Origin of the sequence: Paenibacillus sp. Soil522, from assembly GCF_001428245.1 — a bacterium.
In the GTDB taxonomy this organism is placed as follows: domain Bacteria; phylum Bacillota; class Bacilli; order Paenibacillales; family Paenibacillaceae; genus Pristimantibacillus.
This window is the reverse complement of sequence record NZ_LMRV01000031.1, coordinates 30,615-46,459: the sequence shown is the minus strand read 5'-3', so window position 1 is coordinate 46,459 and position 15,845 is coordinate 30,615. Positions and strand designations below refer to the sequence as shown.

The 15,845-nt window shown below is 50.3% G+C and carries 11 protein-coding genes; 4 read left to right on the top strand and 7 right to left on the bottom strand.

What is annotated here, in order from left to right:
* Nucleotides 1–120 precede the first annotated feature (120 nt).
* A complete protein-coding gene (locus ASG81_RS07825) occupies nucleotides 121–939 on the top strand; it encodes a hypothetical protein (RefSeq protein ID WP_056631491.1) in 819 nt (272 codons plus the stop codon).
* A 113-nt stretch (nucleotides 940–1,052) separates the two neighbouring features.
* Here ASG81_RS07825 and ASG81_RS07820 read toward each other — a convergent pair whose 3' ends face one another.
* The 5 genes from ASG81_RS07820 to ASG81_RS07800 form a co-directional block, all read right to left on the bottom strand.
* On the bottom strand, nucleotides 1,053–2,633 hold the full coding sequence (locus ASG81_RS07820; RefSeq protein ID WP_056631488.1) for an ATP-binding protein: 1,581 nt from the start codon (nucleotides 2,631–2,633) through the stop codon (nucleotides 1,053–1,055).
* 210 nt (nucleotides 2,634–2,843) lie between these two features.
* On the bottom strand, nucleotides 2,844–3,992 hold the full coding sequence (locus tag ASG81_RS07815) for a bifunctional cystathionine gamma-lyase/homocysteine desulfhydrase (RefSeq protein ID WP_056631887.1): 1,149 nt from the start codon (nucleotides 3,990–3,992) through the stop codon (nucleotides 2,844–2,846).
* Between the two features lies 1 nt (nucleotide 3,993).
* On the bottom strand, nucleotides 3,994–4,917 hold the full coding sequence (locus ASG81_RS07810) for a PLP-dependent cysteine synthase family protein (RefSeq protein ID WP_056631484.1): 924 nt from the start codon (nucleotides 4,915–4,917) through the stop codon (nucleotides 3,994–3,996).
* Nucleotides 4,918–5,310: 393 nt separating this feature from the next.
* The gene (gene thrS / locus ASG81_RS07805) at nucleotides 5,311–7,224 is read right to left on the bottom strand and encodes a threonine--tRNA ligase (RefSeq protein WP_056631481.1); all 1,914 of its coding nucleotides are present in this window, start codon (nucleotides 7,222–7,224) and stop codon (nucleotides 5,311–5,313) included.
* A 383-nt stretch (nucleotides 7,225–7,607) separates the two neighbouring features.
* Complete coding sequence (locus tag ASG81_RS07800) at nucleotides 7,608–8,390, bottom strand: AraC family transcriptional regulator (RefSeq protein ID WP_056631479.1); 783 nt, start codon at nucleotides 8,388–8,390, stop codon at nucleotides 7,608–7,610.
* Between the two features lie 105 nt (nucleotides 8,391–8,495).
* Between ASG81_RS07800 and pyk the strand changes: the two genes are divergently transcribed.
* Nucleotides 8,496–9,911 (top strand): pyruvate kinase, encoded by a 1,416-nt coding sequence (gene pyk / locus ASG81_RS07795; protein WP_056631476.1) that lies wholly within the window; start codon nucleotides 8,496–8,498, stop codon nucleotides 9,909–9,911.
* A gap of 125 nt (nucleotides 9,912–10,036) precedes the next feature.
* Here the strand turns inward: pyk and ASG81_RS07790 are convergent, their stop codons facing one another.
* Nucleotides 10,037–11,113, bottom strand: coding sequence for an NAD(P)H-dependent flavin oxidoreductase (locus tag ASG81_RS07790; RefSeq protein WP_056631473.1), 1,077 nt, complete (start codon nucleotides 11,111–11,113; stop codon nucleotides 10,037–10,039).
* 346 nt (nucleotides 11,114–11,459) lie between these two features.
* Here ASG81_RS07790 and ASG81_RS07785 point away from each other — a divergent pair, with 346 nt between their 5' ends.
* Entirely contained in the window at nucleotides 11,460–11,834 is a 375-nt protein-coding gene (locus ASG81_RS07785) for a hypothetical protein (protein ID WP_155971335.1), read from the top strand.
* Nucleotides 11,835–12,078: 244 nt separating this feature from the next.
* Here ASG81_RS07785 and ASG81_RS07780 read toward each other — a convergent pair whose 3' ends face one another.
* Nucleotides 12,079–12,468 carry a hypothetical protein gene (locus ASG81_RS07780; protein ID WP_056631467.1) on the bottom strand — a complete coding sequence of 130 codons (390 nt, stop codon included), beginning with the start codon at nucleotides 12,466–12,468 and terminating at the stop codon, nucleotides 12,079–12,081.
* Nucleotides 12,469–12,940: 472 nt separating this feature from the next.
* On the opposite strand from ASG81_RS07780, the gene ASG81_RS07775 reads away from it, so the two are divergent.
* Nucleotides 12,941–15,655 carry a CBM96 family carbohydrate-binding protein gene (locus tag ASG81_RS07775; protein ID WP_200961453.1) on the top strand — a complete coding sequence of 905 codons (2,715 nt, stop codon included), beginning with the start codon at nucleotides 12,941–12,943 and terminating at the stop codon, nucleotides 15,653–15,655.
* Nucleotides 15,656–15,845 lie beyond the last annotated feature (190 nt).

The following is a 15,845-nucleotide window of genomic DNA, read 5'->3' as shown; positions in this document are numbered from 1 at the left end:
GAAATCAGTTAAATAAGCACGGCTTACGATGGAAGCACCCGTAAGAGATGGCGTATGACGCCTATCTTGCAGGTGCTTTTTTTGCGTTGTCTGACCATGCCAAAGGAGGCTTCATAAATCATGCGTTTTATTTCAAGGTTAACCGCACTAGGGCTCGTCCTCTTACTCGCGCTTGTTAGTCCAACCGTCCTTGCCGCCGTTTCGTTCGAGTTCAGCGCTACGGCCAAAGCCGCTTTTGACAAAATGAAAGGAGCTGCGGATAAAGCGACAGCTGCCAAACTAGCATCGCAATATGCTGAATTGCAAACCATACAGAAGCAGTCGGCCGACTGGGATACGAGAATAGACAATCTTCATTACCGGAATGAGGAGGCTATCCTCGCAACGCGCAAGCGAATAAAAGAAGTAGACGCGGAGAAGCTGCGGAGGCTTGAGGCTGCCGTGATACAGGCCAAGCAGAAGTATGAGCCCTTATTCAATCTCTATGATTCATTGAACCAGCAGCTGAGCATCGCGAAGTCGTTCAAGGACAAGACACTGACCGGTTTGCTTAAGCCGCAGGTTGAAATGGCAAAGGCCGCCGTTCAGCTTGCCAAGCTGGATATACGCAGCAAGGAAGCGGTGCTTAAGACCGCAAAAGCAAGCACCACTAAGACCATAAAAAAGCTGCGGGATCTTCTGAGTGATATCGACCCGGTTAAAGTGAAAATCAAAGCTTCCAAGAGCTCCATCAGCCGTACAAAACAACAGTTTACGACCGAAGCCTCTATCTTAAACCAAGTGGTGAGAAAGAGGGATTCGACAGCGACTTTAAGCTCCTTTACGAGGATGCTCGCCTATATGAAGCAGATTAACGACCTTAAGCAAAACATATACGCGTACGAGCAGCAAACGATGAGCATTATCGCAAAGGTCGACACGCAGCTAGCCGTCAAATAGGTTAGAAAACAGCAGAAAGCGCATCTCAGAATTCGAGACGCGCTTTCATTTAATATAGTTAACGGCTGCTGCTCATCGGCTTAGTGCCGCATTTGGCCGTCGTCATTATGCCTTTATATGCCGGGGAACGATACTTCTACCGTCGTCCCGACGCCTAATTCGCTCGATATCGCCAGGCGGCCGTCATGCGAAGAAATGATTTTATCCACGATCATCATGCCGAGGCCATTTCCGTCGGGTCTTGTCGTATGAAAGGGCTGCCCGATGCGCTGCAGTACTTCATCCGTCATTCCGACGCCGTTATCGGTAAACCGAATCCGCTGGAAGCCATCAACAGCATCCAGCCGGATGTTCACCTCGCCGCCGAAGGGCAGAGCTTCCAACGCATTTTTCAAAATGTTCAGGAAAACCTGCTTCACTTGATCACGGTCGCATCGAACCATCTTCATATCACCAAATTCACTATGAATCCGGATGCCGTTCATTTCGAATTGCATTTCAAACACGGATATGGCCTCTTGCAAAATGATCGCGCATTGCTCTTCTTTATATTCAACCGCCTGCGGCCTTCCTAAAATTAAAAACTCACCCACAATCGCATTCATACGCTCCAGCTCAGACATCATGACGTTGTAGTGGAGAGGATTGGTCGTTTTACTGCACAATTGAAGCATGCCCTTGACCGTAGTCATCGGGTTGCGAATTTCATGCGCAATGCTGACTGCGATCTGACCGGCAAATCCTAGTTTCTCGGTATTCCGCAGCAGTTCCTCCGTCGTCTTCATTTCGGTAATGTCCCGCAGGCTGCCTACCACCCGGGTAAGCTGATGCTCATTATCGTACACTGGCACCACATCAAGTATATAATAATTTTGCGAATTCCTTACTTTAATCGCTACCTCTATGCCTACACACGGCTCCCGATGCACAATAACGCGTTCAAAATAGGCTCCAATCATACTCATTTCAAATACGCTCTTGCCTAAGAAGCCGCGCCTCCCATCCTCGGTATTACCGAGTATTGCTGCACTGTTTCCATTTATTTCCACAATAACTCCCAGCGCATCTGTAATAATGACACCATAATAATTGGTCTCCAGAAGAACCTGATTCAGTATTTGCAGCTGGGTATTATGCCTCCGTAATAGAAGCTCGCGCTCAATGGAATCGACGATCGTGCATAAGAGAGCAATCAAATAAGGATGGGCGAATTGGATGCTGGTCATTAGCGAAATGGTACCCAGCGGCTCGCCGTTTTCCTCCTTGCGGAACGGAGCTGTGTAGCAAGCGAGTTCATGCAGCACCTTATGGTAATGATCCTCGCCTATGAGTTGATTAGGCTGATTGTAGCGCAGGCTGAAATCAATCGCATTTGGACCAAGCTCTTCCGAAAATCGTACTCCTTCTGTAATTCCCAGCTGACGCACCGTGCTAATAATAGAAGCGTCGCCTTTGAATTCCAAAATATAGCCCTCGTTATCCGAAATCGCAACGAAGAAAGGATCACCGGACACAGAGGAAAGAAACTTATCGACAAAAAAACCGATAACCTCGATGGCTTCTTTATAACGGCTTCGCTGCGCTTCCAGCTCCGTACCAGAAAACCATTCTGTATGGATTGGCAGCTTATCCGGATCAAGCCCCTGCAGCCGGCATTTATTATGCGCTTCTTTAATTCTATTGTTATTCATCATGTTGTATCAATTAACCTTTCCAGGAGGCTAGCTTCAATATTGTTGCATTAACCAATATTCTAGCTGGACCGTTCACAATCCTTCCCAATTTTATAAATATTCGCTTTTATTCAATAAAAAGGAGTGGGGCATGCTGCTATCCATTCGCACGGCAACGAAAAACCGTAATGCTCGTAGGAATTGCTCTGTTTTCAGCATCAAATAGCTGTTTTAAAGAGCAGGGGCAATAGCCTGCTCCAGATCTTCTACGAGATCCTCGCTATCCTCGATGCCGACCGAAATGCGGATTAACCCGTCGGTAATGCCAAGCTGCTCCCGCCTCTCGCGCGGGATGGAGGCATGCGTCATTTTCGCGGGTACGGAAATAAGACTCTCCACGGCGCCTAAGCTTTCGGCCAGCGTAAAGTATTTCAGCTTTTTGAGAACTTCGGCCGCTCTCTCCGCGCTGCCTACATCAAACGAGATAATGCCGCCGAAGCCGCGTGCCTGCCGTTTAGCCAGCTCATGCTGCGGATGGGAGGGCAATCCAGGGTAGTGGATGCTCTTAATACCCGGGAGACCCGATAAATATAAATAGGAGACGATTGCCTGTGCATTTTCCTCATGGGCTTCCATGCGAAGGCCAAGCGTCTTTAAGCCGCGGATAAGCAGCCATGAATCATGAGGTCCAAGCACGCCGCCCACTGCATTTTGCACAAAATGAAGCTCCTCGCCCAGCTTATCGCTGTTCACCACGGCCAATCCGGCGACTACATCGCTATGACCGCCTATATACTTCGTTGCGGAATGCAGCACAATATCGGCACCAAGCGCAATCGGCGTCTGCCAGTAGGGCGTGCTAAACGTGTTATCGACGATAAACAGCAGCTTCCAGGCCTTCGCCCAGCCGGCTACTTTCGCAATATCCGTTACTTTGAGCAGCGGATTCGTCGGCGTTTCTACGAACAGCGCCCTCGTATTGGGCTGAACCGCTTTTTCGATTTCTTCCAGCTTCGTCGTATCTACGAAGGTCGCTTCCATGCCGAGCCGGCTCAGCACCTTCGTAACGATCCGGTACGTTCCCCCGTACACATCATCGGTCAAAATAATGTGATCCCCCGAGTTTAGCAACGAAAAGACGGCGTGGATAGCCGCCATTCCCGAGCTGAAAGCAAAACCTCTTGCACCTTCCTCCAATTCGGCAATATACTGCTCCAGTGCATGACGCGTCGGATTGCCGGTGCGCGAATATTCATAGCCTTTATGAACGCCGATATCGTCCTGCTTATAGGTGCTGACCTGATAAATCGGAACGCTAACCGCACCCGTATGCGGATCAAAGGGATTTCCTCCATGAATAAGCTTTGTTTTCCGTCTCAGCTTAAACACCCCCGTTGTAAATCTGTTTGCTCAAGTACCTCTCGCTTCCGTCCGGGAAAATTGTAACGATACGGCTGCCTGGCGGTGCGGCCTCCGCCTCGAGCAATGCAGCATGCAGCGCGGCGCCCGATGAGCTGCCGACAAGCATGCCTTCAAGCTGCGCCAGCTCCTTCACCCTGGCAAAAGCATGCTCATCCTTAATCGTATGAATCGCATCGAAATACGAGCTGTCCATGAACGGGGCCAGCTTCTCGACGCCGATTCCTTCCGTCAGGTGCGGACCCGGTACTCCGCCGCCAAGTATCGAGCCTTCCGGCTCGACAATAACCGTCTTCACCTTTGGATTGCGTTCCTTCAAATATTGGGCCGTTCCCATGAAGGTGCCGCCCGAGCCGGCCCCGGCGACAAAAACGTCGATCCCGCCTTTTAAATCACGCCATAGCTCCGGGCCGAGCGTTTTATAATAAGTTACCGGGTTAGCCGCATTGGAGAATTGCCTAGGCGAATAGGCCCCCGGTATTTCCTTAACCAGCTCCTCCGCCTTCTGCACCGCACCTGTTATGCCCAGCTCAGCCTTTGTATTCACGATTTGCGCACCAAGCGCTTTCATAAGCTGCTGCTTCTCGGTACTGAACTTGTCTGGCACGACAAAGATCGTTGATACGCCGCGTCCGATTGCCGCCAAAGCGAGCCCTATGCCCGTATTGCCGGCCGTAGCCTCTATAATGGTGCCTCCAGGCTGCAATTGCCCGCTTGCGAATGCATGATTCAGCAGCTCAATGCCAAGCCGGTCCTTGACGCTTCCCCCCGGATTTTTGTACTCAAGCTTTGCATAAAGCCGTATGCCTTTTGGCAGCGTATAGCCCGTAAGCTGGGCAAGAGGCGTGTTGCCAATCAGCTCGTGGACATTTCGATACATAGCCATCCGCAGTCCCTCCTACGATATCCTATTTCCTGTAGCGCACATCCGTTTATTGGTCTATTCCCTTCATCATATGATGCTGCTTCTCTTTGTGTTTCGATGATTGTCTATTATTCGCGTTCTCCTGCAGTACCGTCTCCCGCTGTGCTATATTGCACAAATGCACGATCTTTTCTTTTTTCCGGCTAACGAATTGAGCTATCCTGCACACTCGCACTTGAGACGCCTTTCTCGATCCGATAAGCTCCGATTTGGAGTCTCTACAGAGCAATAGTGCAGGATAGACTCGCAAAGCTGCACCCGTCCGTGCCCTATCATCCCTTTCACAAAATAAAAAAAGTGAGCTCCGCCATTCGATCAATGGTCAAAGCTCACTTCTATTTCTTTCTGCGGCAATTATAACTTAGCCTGAATCTCATCCTTGATACGCTGAGAAATTTCGCCAATCGTTTGCGACCCGAGGTCTCCCTCGCCCCTTTTCCTTAGCGCTGCAGTACCTGCATTTTTCTCATTCTCACCCAGCACGAGCGTGTAGGGCACCTTCGCAAGCCCCGCTTCGCGGATCTTATAGCCCAGCTTTTCATTTCGCGTATCCACCTGCGTGCGAATGCCCGCATCGGACAGCACTTGCTTAACTTGCAAAGCGTAATCGATATACTTCTCCGAGACAGGCAGAAGCTTAACCTGAACGGGAGCCAGCCATAGCGGAAACGCGCCTGAGAAATGCTCGGTCAAAATACCGATGAACCGGTCGATCGAGCCGTACACCGCGCGGTGAATGACGACGGGCCGATGCTTCTGGCTATCCTCGCCAATGTAGGCCAAATCGAACTTATCCGGCATTTGGAAATCAAGCTGGATCGTGCCGCATTGCCAGCTGCGCTTTAGGGCATCAAGAATGTGGAAGTCGATTTTCGGTCCGTAAAATGCGCCGTCGCCTTCATTCACGCGATATGGAATGCTGCGGCTGTCCAGCACGCTTCGCAGCGATTGCTCCGCTTGATTCCACAGCTCCTCAGAGCCCATAGAATCCTCGGGCCTCGTCGACAGCTCGATCTTGTATTCGAAGCCGAATACGCCGTAAATATGATCGATCAAAACAATCGTACGGCTAATTTCCTCTTCAATCTGATCAGGCCGAACGAATAGATGCGCATCATCCTGACAGAACGTACGCACTCGCATCATGCCGCTGAGCGCCCCTGAATATTCATGCCGGTGAACCTGGCCGAATTCCGAAATCCGAATCGGCAGCTCCCGGTAGGAGTGCAGGCTGTTTTTGAAAATAAGCATATGCCCCGGGCAGTTCATCGGCTTAAGCGCATAAGTCGTATCGTCAACATCAGTAAAATACATGTTTTCTTTGTAATGCTCCCAGTGTCCTGATTGCTCCCACAGCCGGTTGTTCATCATAAACGGCGTCCGTACTTCCTCGTAATCCCGCTGCCGCTGCAGCTCGCGGACAAAGCTCTCCAGCTCCGTACGGATCGTCATTCCGTTAGGCAGGTAGAACGGCATGCCGGGCGCCTCCTCGGAGAACATGAACAGCTCCAGCTCCTTGCCCAGCTTGCGGTGATCGCGCTTCTTCGCTTCCTCGAGCAGATGCAAATGCTCCTCCAGCTGCGCCTTCTTAGGGAAGGACGTTCCATATATCCGTTGCAGCATTTTGTTGTCTGAATTTCCGCGCCAGTAGGCGCCGGCGACGTGCTGCAGCTTGAACGCTTTTATCCGCCCTGTAGACGGCAGATGCGGGCCCCGGCAAAGATCGGTAAACTCGCCTTGCTCGTACAGCGTAATGACGGAGTCCTCCTGCAAATCGCGGATCAATTCCAGCTTAAGCGGTTCTTCCAGCTGTGAGAAAAGCTCCACTGCCTCCTCGCGGCTCACTTCGCGGCGCTTAATGGGCAGGTTTTCTTGAATGACCTTGTTCATTTCCGCTTCAATAGCGGCAAGATCCTCGCTCGACAACGGCTTCTCGATGTCGATGTCATAATAGAAGCCGTCTTCAATGACCGGGCCGATCCCCAGCTTGACAGCCTTATCCCCATAGACGCGTTTAATAGCCTGCGCCATGACGTGAGCTGTGCTGTGGTGGTAAAGCTGAAGCCCTTCCGCTCCTTCAAGCGTTACGATCTCTACGTGACAGCTTGCCTGAATAGCGTGGTTCAAATCGACAAGCTTGCCGTCCACTTTGCCCGCCACTGCCTTTTTTCCGAGTCCCGCACTGATGGATTCGGCGATTTGCCTCACGGTCGTCCCTTTCTGATACTCCTTAACTGTCCCATCCGGTAATGTAATCGCAATACTCATCATGCAGCCTCCGATCGAATTAGTAGAACGCAAAAAAACACATCTCTCCACAAAGGGACGAGTGCGTTCAGCTCGTGGTTCCACCCTCATTCGATCTGCTGCTTATGCAACTGGCTGACCGCCAGACCATAGCTGGAGCAAGATCCTTATTGAGCATCCGGTGACGGGGATGAAACGGTGTTATTTACAGCCGCAACAATAGACTGCGGGTTCAATAACACGGCTGCAAAGGGGTAATTACGCAATCGGTTGCTGGAGAAGCTCTCAGCCATAGCCTCTCTCTCTGGACAGCCCGTATAGGTAATCATGTCTTTGGTCAATGCCTATTTCTGGATAAATTGTAATCAGAATATTCCGAATAGTCAATACAGCAGAGTCCCGCTTTAAACCGTTGAAGACCGCTCATGCAAAAAGTCAGAAGGTGAGCTTCCCGTGCTGCGCTTGAAGATGCGATAAAAATAGGAGACATCGTTATAGCCTAAATAGTCAGCGATTTCACTGATCATCAGCTGCGATTCGGTCAGCATATAGATTGCCGTCTTCATCCGCTGATTGTGCACGTATTCGCTGATCGTCTGGTTGGTAACGGCTTTGAACAAGGCCGCAGCGTAATTCGGCGTCGTGCTGATGACATCCCCCAGCTCCTCTTTGGTCACCTTCTCACGGTAATGGGTCGATATATACTGCCTCATGCTGTCCACACGCCGATGCTTTTCGGAGGAGATCATGCCGCGGTCCTTCTCCTGATTCAAATAAATTAAGACCTCTGTCAGCAGCGCCTCCGACATCAGCTCAAAGTAGGCGGGTCTCTCCTTATATTGAGTCAAAATCCCCCTGAGCCGTTCCTGTATAACCTCAAAGCAGCCGAGCCTTTGCTTGAGCGGCTCCTGCAGCTGAAGGAGGGGCAGTCCCCGCTCCGCCGCGCTTTTACGAAAATTGACTACATACTTCGTGTGCACGACTGTCGGAATGCCTTTTCCATAGTACGGAATATGGCCTGGTATAAGGAGCATATCGCCTTTCTCCAAAATAACCTTCTCCTCGTTTACCCAATAGACACATTTCCCGTAGGTCACAAGCGAGAGGTGAAAGGTTAGATTGCGCCCCTCTCCCTCCTCGTACCAATCTGCTCCGTTGTCCTGATGCACTTCCGAAATTGCAATCATGATTAACGCCCCTCAATACTGTACTATAGTACATTCATTATACTATAGTTCTCATTCTCTTTCGAGCTTTCGCGTTACAATGAAAAAAACGAGGAGGCCTACAACATGCTAAAAACAAAAATTATTTGTACAATGGGTCCCGCTTGCGACTCCGTTTCAACGATCAAAGAAATGATCCAAGCAGGAATGACTGTTGGCAGACTGAATATGGCTCACGGCGAATTAGAAGATCATGTAATGCGAATGAAAAATATACGGCAAGCCGCGCGGGAGCTCAACACTTTCGTGCCGATTATGATGGACATTAAAGGGCCTGAGGTACGGATCGGCAAGCTGAAAGAGGCCTCTTGCGAGCTGGTCATCGGCGAAGAGCTGATTTTAACGACGGAGGATGTACTGGGCGATGCGGCTCGTCTGCCGGTGAATTATGCCGAGCTGCCGCTTGTCGTTAAGCCGGGTGACCGGATTCTGATTGACGACGGGCTCGTTGATCTTACGGTGCTGTCCGTAGACGGAAATGATATTCGCTGCAAAATCGTTAGCGGCGGAACGCTGAAACCGCGCAAGGGCGTCAACCTGCCGGGTATTAAAACGACGCTTCCCGGCGTAACGGAGCGCGACGTGGTGCATATCCATTTTGGCATGCAGCATAATGTCGAGATCATTGCTGCTTCTTTCGTCCGAAAAGCAGAGGATATTTTGGAAATTCGCAACATTCTCGAGGAAGCGAATGCGGGACATGTACAGATCATTTCCAAAATCGAAAATGAAGAGGGCATGAGCAATCTCGATGCGATCATCGAAGCTTCCGACGGCATCATGGTAGCGCGCGGAGATCTTGGCGTAGAGGTGCCGATTGAAGACGTACCGATGATGCAGCGTGAAATGATCAACAAATGCAACCTGGTAGGCAAGCCGGTTATCGTTGCTACGCACATGTTGGAATCGATGCAGGTGAACCCTCGTCCGACGAGAGCTGAGGTTAGCGACGTTGCTAATGCCGTAATCCAAGGCGCGGATGTTGTGATGCTCTCCGGTGAGACGGCTGCCGGAAAATATCCGGTTCAATCCGTACAGACAATGGCTTCCATCGCGAAAAAAGCGGAATCCATGATCGACTACAATGAGCAGTTCGATAAAAAGAGATCACAGCAAAGCACGAACATTACCGAGGTTATCAGTCAAGGCGTCGTTAGCTCCTCGCTTGAGCTGAGCGCCAGAGCGATTCTGACTTCGACAGAAAGCGGCTTTACGGCACGCATGGTATCCAAATACCGTCCGAAGGCGCCGATTATCGCGATTACGCAGCATGACAATGTGCTGCCGAAGATTTGTTTACTATCCGGCGTTATCCCGGTTAAGGGTGATAGCGTGACGACAACCGACGAGATGTTCGAATCCGCAACGCGCAATGCCAAGCTGACCGGACTGATTGAAACAGGCGACACCATTGTTCTCTCTGCCGGCGTTCCGATCGGACAGGCAGGCGCCACTAACCTCATCAAGGTTACGCAGGTTTAAAAGCTTTCCCTAATCCCGCGAAAAAAGCGTAAACGGCCTGCATCGTTCTTGCTGCATAAGCCTAACAGCCCGGAGTTAATAGGATCATCAAGCTGCGACGTCCTCGGACGTCGCAGCTTTTACATTTACAGCAGTAAAGCACGAGCCTGCTCCATCGTCTGCGCAACGATTGCTTCTGCGCTCTGTCCATTGGTGAGCAGCCTTGTCGCCTGGCCCGCCCATAAAGACATATAGTCCGCATTGCTTTGCTCGGCGGCTGCATTTCTAATATCTCTTGTCGCCGTATTTTGCACTGGGAAAGGCAGCGGCTCTAAGCCGCTTGCGTCCCATTGCCTAATAAACCCGTTGCGGATGCCTCGGGCCGGACGACCGGAGAAGACTTTCGTAATAACAGAGCTCTCTTCCGTGCTTGCCAGCAATGCCTGCTTGTAAGCGGCATGCGCGCCGGATTCAATCGCCGTCAGAAACCGCGTTCCCATCTGTACGCCCTGCGCGCCAAGAGCAAGGGCGGCAACAAGGCCGCGTCCGTCCATTATGCCTCCAGCTGCTATAACTGGAATTCTCACTTGATCGACCACCTGCGGAACCAGTGCAAAGGTGCCGATATTCGCGCCCATCGGATGGATCGATACATCAAACGTTCCCCGGTGTCCGCCCGCCTCGCTGCCTTGGGCAACAACCGCATCGCAGCCCGACTGCTCGGCAAGAAGCGCCTCATGCACGGTAGTGGCCATCGTAACCACTTTTATGCCGGCCGCTTTCGCTTGACGCATGTACGGTTCCGGCAGCACGCCGAATGCCGTACTAATGACAGGCACCTTTTGCTCCATTAATACCGCGATCTGCTCCGCAAAACGGTCCGGCGTTTCGATAAGCTCCATAGTGGCATGAGGGATGTTAAGCTCGTCGCGTGCCCGGTTCAGCTCAAGCTGGGCTACCTCGATTCCCGCATGGCAATCGGACATATGAACGGCAAATAGATTCACGGCAAACGGTTTATCCGTTAGCTTACGAATTTCCTCAATCGCATTGCGAATCGCCTCAGGCTCCATGTAAGCGGCGCCCAGCGTGCCAAGACCGCCGGCATTCGACACAGCGGCCACCAGTTTAACCGTGGACGGGCCCCCTGCGAGTCCGGCTAGAAAAAGCGGGAAGCGTATCTGAAATATTTTACAAAGCTCCGTTTGGAGTCGAATACCCATTATTGATCCCCTCCTCGATCACATTATGCATGTTTCCGCGCTGCTTGTAGAGCATAATATTATAATAACAAAAAAAGCACCTTCCTGTAGCCGCTTATGGCGTACTGAAAGGCTAGCAAATCAGCAAAAAGGCTGTTCCAGGTCAAATGACCTTACGGAACAGCCTTCTTATTTGAAACAAAACAGACCGTCTACCGGAATTACAGTTCCTAAAGTACCTATTCCGATATAAGACCTTGGAAATATTTCCACGCGGTATCTGTTGTGCTATGCTTCTCATAGTATTAAATACGCCCAGAAATTTTAGGAAGCAGCGTCTAACATGATCCATGAAAGTTGGTGATTCGTGAGTACTGGTGAAAGCGTTTCATTAGTTGTCGTTATCCTCATCTCTTTGCCGATTTGCCTGCTCGCCATCATGGTCATCAGGCAATCGTTCCAGGATAATCGGGAAATCAAATATATTTTAAAGAACGGCGTCCCCTTTGACGCGACCGTAAGCTCCATTCGGCAAACCGATACAGAAATCAACGGGCATCCCGAAGTTTTTATCGGCTTAACGATTCCCAGAGAGCATGCCGAGCCTTACCGTACCATCATTAAGACCGTTATTTACATGGTTAATATTCCGCAGTACCAGCCCGGCCGCAAAGTAAAGGTGAAGGTGCTGGAGACTAACGGAAGAATCAAAGTCGCTTTAGAGGGCGCACAAATTTTTTAAAATACGATGCAACAAGAAAGAGCGCCGCAAACGGCGCTCTTTCTTGTTGCATGACAGCCTGCTTCGGTTTCCGCAGCAGTAAAATAAGCGGCAGAGAGACGATAATAATGATCGTCCCTAAACGGAACACATCCTGCACGCTAAGCGTTCCTTTTCGATTAATTCCTCTTTAAATTGCTCCATTCGCATGAACTTCGTACCGATCATCGTTTTTTCTTTTTGCAGCACCTCTAACATGTCCCGATTATTTTCTTGTCTGCCTCAATAGGAGAAAGACCCCTTCGACGATCAAGCCGAGGATAAAGCCTGCCGCCGCCGCTTCTAAAAAAACGATGAAGCTGATCAGATCCTCCCAGCCCGTCTGGTCCCGGGAATAAACGGCCATCAATATAAGACCGATTACCGTACCCAGGTTAGACAGCAGCCACAGCCTCCTCGCGCCAAGCCAGCCGGTAAAGCTGAACAAAAAAGATAATACGACGGCAAGAATCATAAAGCGGAAAGCATGAATGCCCGTAAATGGTTGACCTAAGATCAGAAAGCGAATAATCCATAACAAAATGCTGATCAGCAAGGTGGATATTCCAGCCAATAGCCACCATTGACTGCTTCTTGCAGCGGGAATCCAGCGCATCTGAGATAACCCCTCTCCTAAAAAACGTTCTTACTTATTTAAACGCTTAAAGCGCTTACTTTGTTTCGTTCCCGACATAAGTCCAGCTTCGCATCATACTTTTTATCCTATTGCTGACCTTGGCAATTTATTTCCTTTCTTCAACGAAGCTGTTCCAAAAGCTTCGTTCCCCTAGAGGATAAGACGGAGGAGAAAATTCTTAAGAAAATGCACTTTCTCCTTAAAAAAATGAAATCCCTTTCAACCATATTTCTGATACTGTTAAAACAAGACATATAATCATTCAAAAATAATTGGAGGATTCAGCATGCAAAAACATCGTAGATTGAAAAAGCTTATCTCTGTTTTTATCATATGTTATATGTTGCCCCTAGCTCTGCTTTCGGCTGTCATCAGTCAGCCTCAGAGAGCCCTTGCAGACGCAAGCTTTCTCCATCCCGGCATGCTCTTTACCCAGGCGGACCTGGACCGCATGAAACAGAAAGTGGCTGCGAGGCAATCTCCGGAAATCGATGAATGGAATAATCTTCAAGCAAATCCGCTGTCTTCTTTGAATTATTCAACAACCTATGTGCCTATCGTTTACAGAAACGATTCCGCAAATGGCAATTTAGGTAATTATAGCCTGTATTCCAGCGCTTCGGCAGCCCTTCTGCATGCGATACAATGGAATATTACCGGAAACCAGGCTTATGCGGATAAAGCGATCCAAATCCTGAACGGCTGGGCATATAATTTGACTGCCATTCAAGGCCATGACGCCCAATTGGCAGCAAGCATATACGGGTATAAGCTTCTGAACGCCGCCGAGATCATTCGTTACAGCAATGCGGGTTGGTCTTCTGCGGATATCAGCAAATTTACCGAAATGATGACGAACGTTTTTTATCCGCTTACAAGCACGTACGGCCAAGTGAATGGCGGGTGGGCCAACGGGAACTGGGATGCCGTCGACATTGTTTTCAACCTAAGCTTCGGCATTTGGACGGATAATAAGGAGATTTACGATCAAGCCGTAGACTACTATAAAAACGGTGAGGGTAACGGAACGGTAATGCACTATATCCAAAATGACGAGGGCCAAGTGCAGGAAAGCGGCCGTGATCAAGGCCATACCCAGGGAGGACTCGCAGCTTTGGCCGAGGCCGCGCAGATCGGCTGGAACCAAAGGGCTGCGGCTCCGAACGGCGGAGATATGTACTCGTATCCGGACAATACGTACCGGCTGCTCAAAGGCATCGAATATACGGCGAAATACAACATGGGCTACGACGTTCCTTATACCCCGATTCCGGGGGTCGGATATACGCTTGAGGACATGGCGAAAGGCTTGTCTTGGATACCCGGTTTGACCATTTCGCCGATTGGAAGGGGCAATTTCAGCCCTATTTACCAACAGGTATACAATCTGTATGCAAATGACATCGGCTTGCCGGACTCCATGCTGTCCTATACGAAACAAGTGCTGGCGAGAGGGCCGTTCCAGCAGTTCGCTCTGGATTTTCCGTCATACGGGGAGCTCTTGTTCAAGAGCAAGGATACCCCGCATTCCAGTCAGTGGGGGAAGACAACGAATATATCGATAACCAACCGCGGGGCGCGTAAAGCGGTAGTCGTATTGGACGAACAATCGCCGATTACCGTGGAACAACAGATCGCCTCAACGGCGGATGCCACTGTGCGGGGTGGAGCGTATGCAAATAACAACTACGGTGCGGACGTAACGATGACGACCAAGCTGTCTGCAGCGGATTTCACTCGCGAAGCCTATTTCAAATTCGACCTGAGCGGATACGCGGGAAGCAAGGTCGGGTCCGCAACCGTGAAGCTCTTCGCCGTATCAACAGGCGCGAATGTAGGTACCACGGAAGCGGATTTTGTGGATGACGACAGTTGGACCGAGAGCGGCATTACGTGGAATACGAAACCGGCCTCCGGTGCCGTTCTGGCAGCTTGGCCGAAACCGACGGCCGGCCGCTATGTAGAATTTGATGTAACCGATCAATTGAACGCCGAATTGACCAAATCCGGGGATAAAAAGCTTTCCATCCGCCTCAGTACTCTTACGAGCGGCGATGGAGTGGACTACAGCACCAAAGAGACGGCTGCGGCAGGCAATCGTCCGACACTTGTGATTCAGAGTGACTACATGTCGACCAAGTTTGCACTGGAATACTTGGGAACCACCAATTTATACGCTTACCGTTCTTTGGCAAACAACAAATATTTGACGGTTATGCCGGACGGTACATTGGCGGCTAACTCGGAAACTGTAGGAACCGCTCAAACATTCGCTTACAGCAACAACGGCTCCGGCAACCTCATGCAGTCAATGCTGAACGGCAAATATGTGACCGTGGATTCGGTAACGGGAGTATTGAAGGCGAACGCGGATAGTATAAACAATGACTTCGGAAGATTTGATTATCAAACTCCGATCGATCCGCCCTTAACGACAGCCGTATTGTCAAACGAGGTACCAGACGGGCAAAACAGCTGGTATGTAAATCCGGTCTCCCTGACATTAACGGCAGAAGGACTGGTGCTTCCTGTAGCCGACACCGTTTATAGCCTTGATGAGGGGCTGACATGGGAAACCTATACAGGACCAATCCCGTTCAATCAAGACGGACGGCATTCAGTCTGGTATGAGTCAAGAGATATCGGAGGCGGCGTAGAATTTGCACGCAACATTACGTTCAACGTGGATACAAAGGCACCGACAATTACCGTATCAGGAGTAGTGAACAGTACGTTCAGTGATGCCGAGGACATTACGCCAATCATTACGCTTTCCGATAACTTGTCCGGGGCAGACAGCAGCGAGACAACGGTAACAATTGATACGAAAGGTGTACAGCAAGGGACAACAATTCCCCTGTATACACTGCCGCTCGGTTCGCATACGTTGACCGTAACAGCGAGCGACCTGGCAGGGAACGCAGGCACTGAAACCGTCACGTTCCGGACCACGACGAGTATCGACTCCTTGAAGTCATTGGTAACCCGTTTTGCGAATGCCGGATGGATCAATAACAAAGGTGTCGCAGCCGGGTTGCAAAGCCAATTAGCTGCAAACGATCTGCCCGATTTCGTGAGCACAGTGAAGGCGCTAAGCGGCAAAAGCATTTCCCGCGAAGCCGCGAATTTCTTGCTTCGGGATGCCCAATATTTGTTGTCCCAATAATAAGGCCCCGCAATTGTCGGGTGCTGTGCAGACTGCAGTGACTAGCTAGCTGCCTGATATTAACGGGTCCCGGATGCCGGCAGAGAGACCGGATCCAGAAACAAACCAAGGAGACTACTACTAGACAAGTACTTGAACAAATAAAGAGCATCGTTAAACTTTGGATGTGTCAAAGTTTAATGATGCTCTT

What these genes read in the sequence shown, in the direction of transcription:
- thrS (WP_056631481.1), bottom strand. Translation starts at nt 7,224, where the DNA reads ATGAGTATTGCGATTACATTACCGGATGGGACAGTTAAGGAGTATCAG.
- ASG81_RS07825 (WP_056631491.1), top strand. Translation starts at nt 121, where the DNA reads ATGCGTTTTATTTCAAGGTTAACCGCACTAGGGCTCGTCCTCTTACTC.
- ASG81_RS07775 (WP_200961453.1), top strand. Translation starts at nt 12,941, where the DNA reads ATGAAACAGAAAGTGGCTGCGAGGCAATCTCCGGAAATCGATGAATGG.
- ASG81_RS07780 (WP_056631467.1), bottom strand. Translation starts at nt 12,468, where the DNA reads ATGCGCTGGATTCCCGCTGCAAGAAGCAGTCAATGGTGGCTATTGGCT.
- pyk (WP_056631476.1), top strand. Translation starts at nt 8,496, where the DNA reads ATGCTAAAAACAAAAATTATTTGTACAATGGGTCCCGCTTGCGACTCC.
- ASG81_RS07820 (WP_056631488.1), bottom strand. Translation starts at nt 2,633, where the DNA reads ATGATGAATAACAATAGAATTAAAGAAGCGCATAATAAATGCCGGCTG.
- ASG81_RS07800 (WP_056631479.1), bottom strand. Translation starts at nt 8,390, where the DNA reads ATGATTGCAATTTCGGAAGTGCATCAGGACAACGGAGCAGATTGGTAC.
- ASG81_RS07790 (WP_056631473.1), bottom strand. Translation starts at nt 11,113, where the DNA reads ATGGGTATTCGACTCCAAACGGAGCTTTGTAAAATATTTCAGATACGC.
- ASG81_RS07810 (WP_056631484.1), bottom strand. Translation starts at nt 4,917, where the DNA reads ATGGCTATGTATCGAAATGTCCACGAGCTGATTGGCAACACGCCTCTT.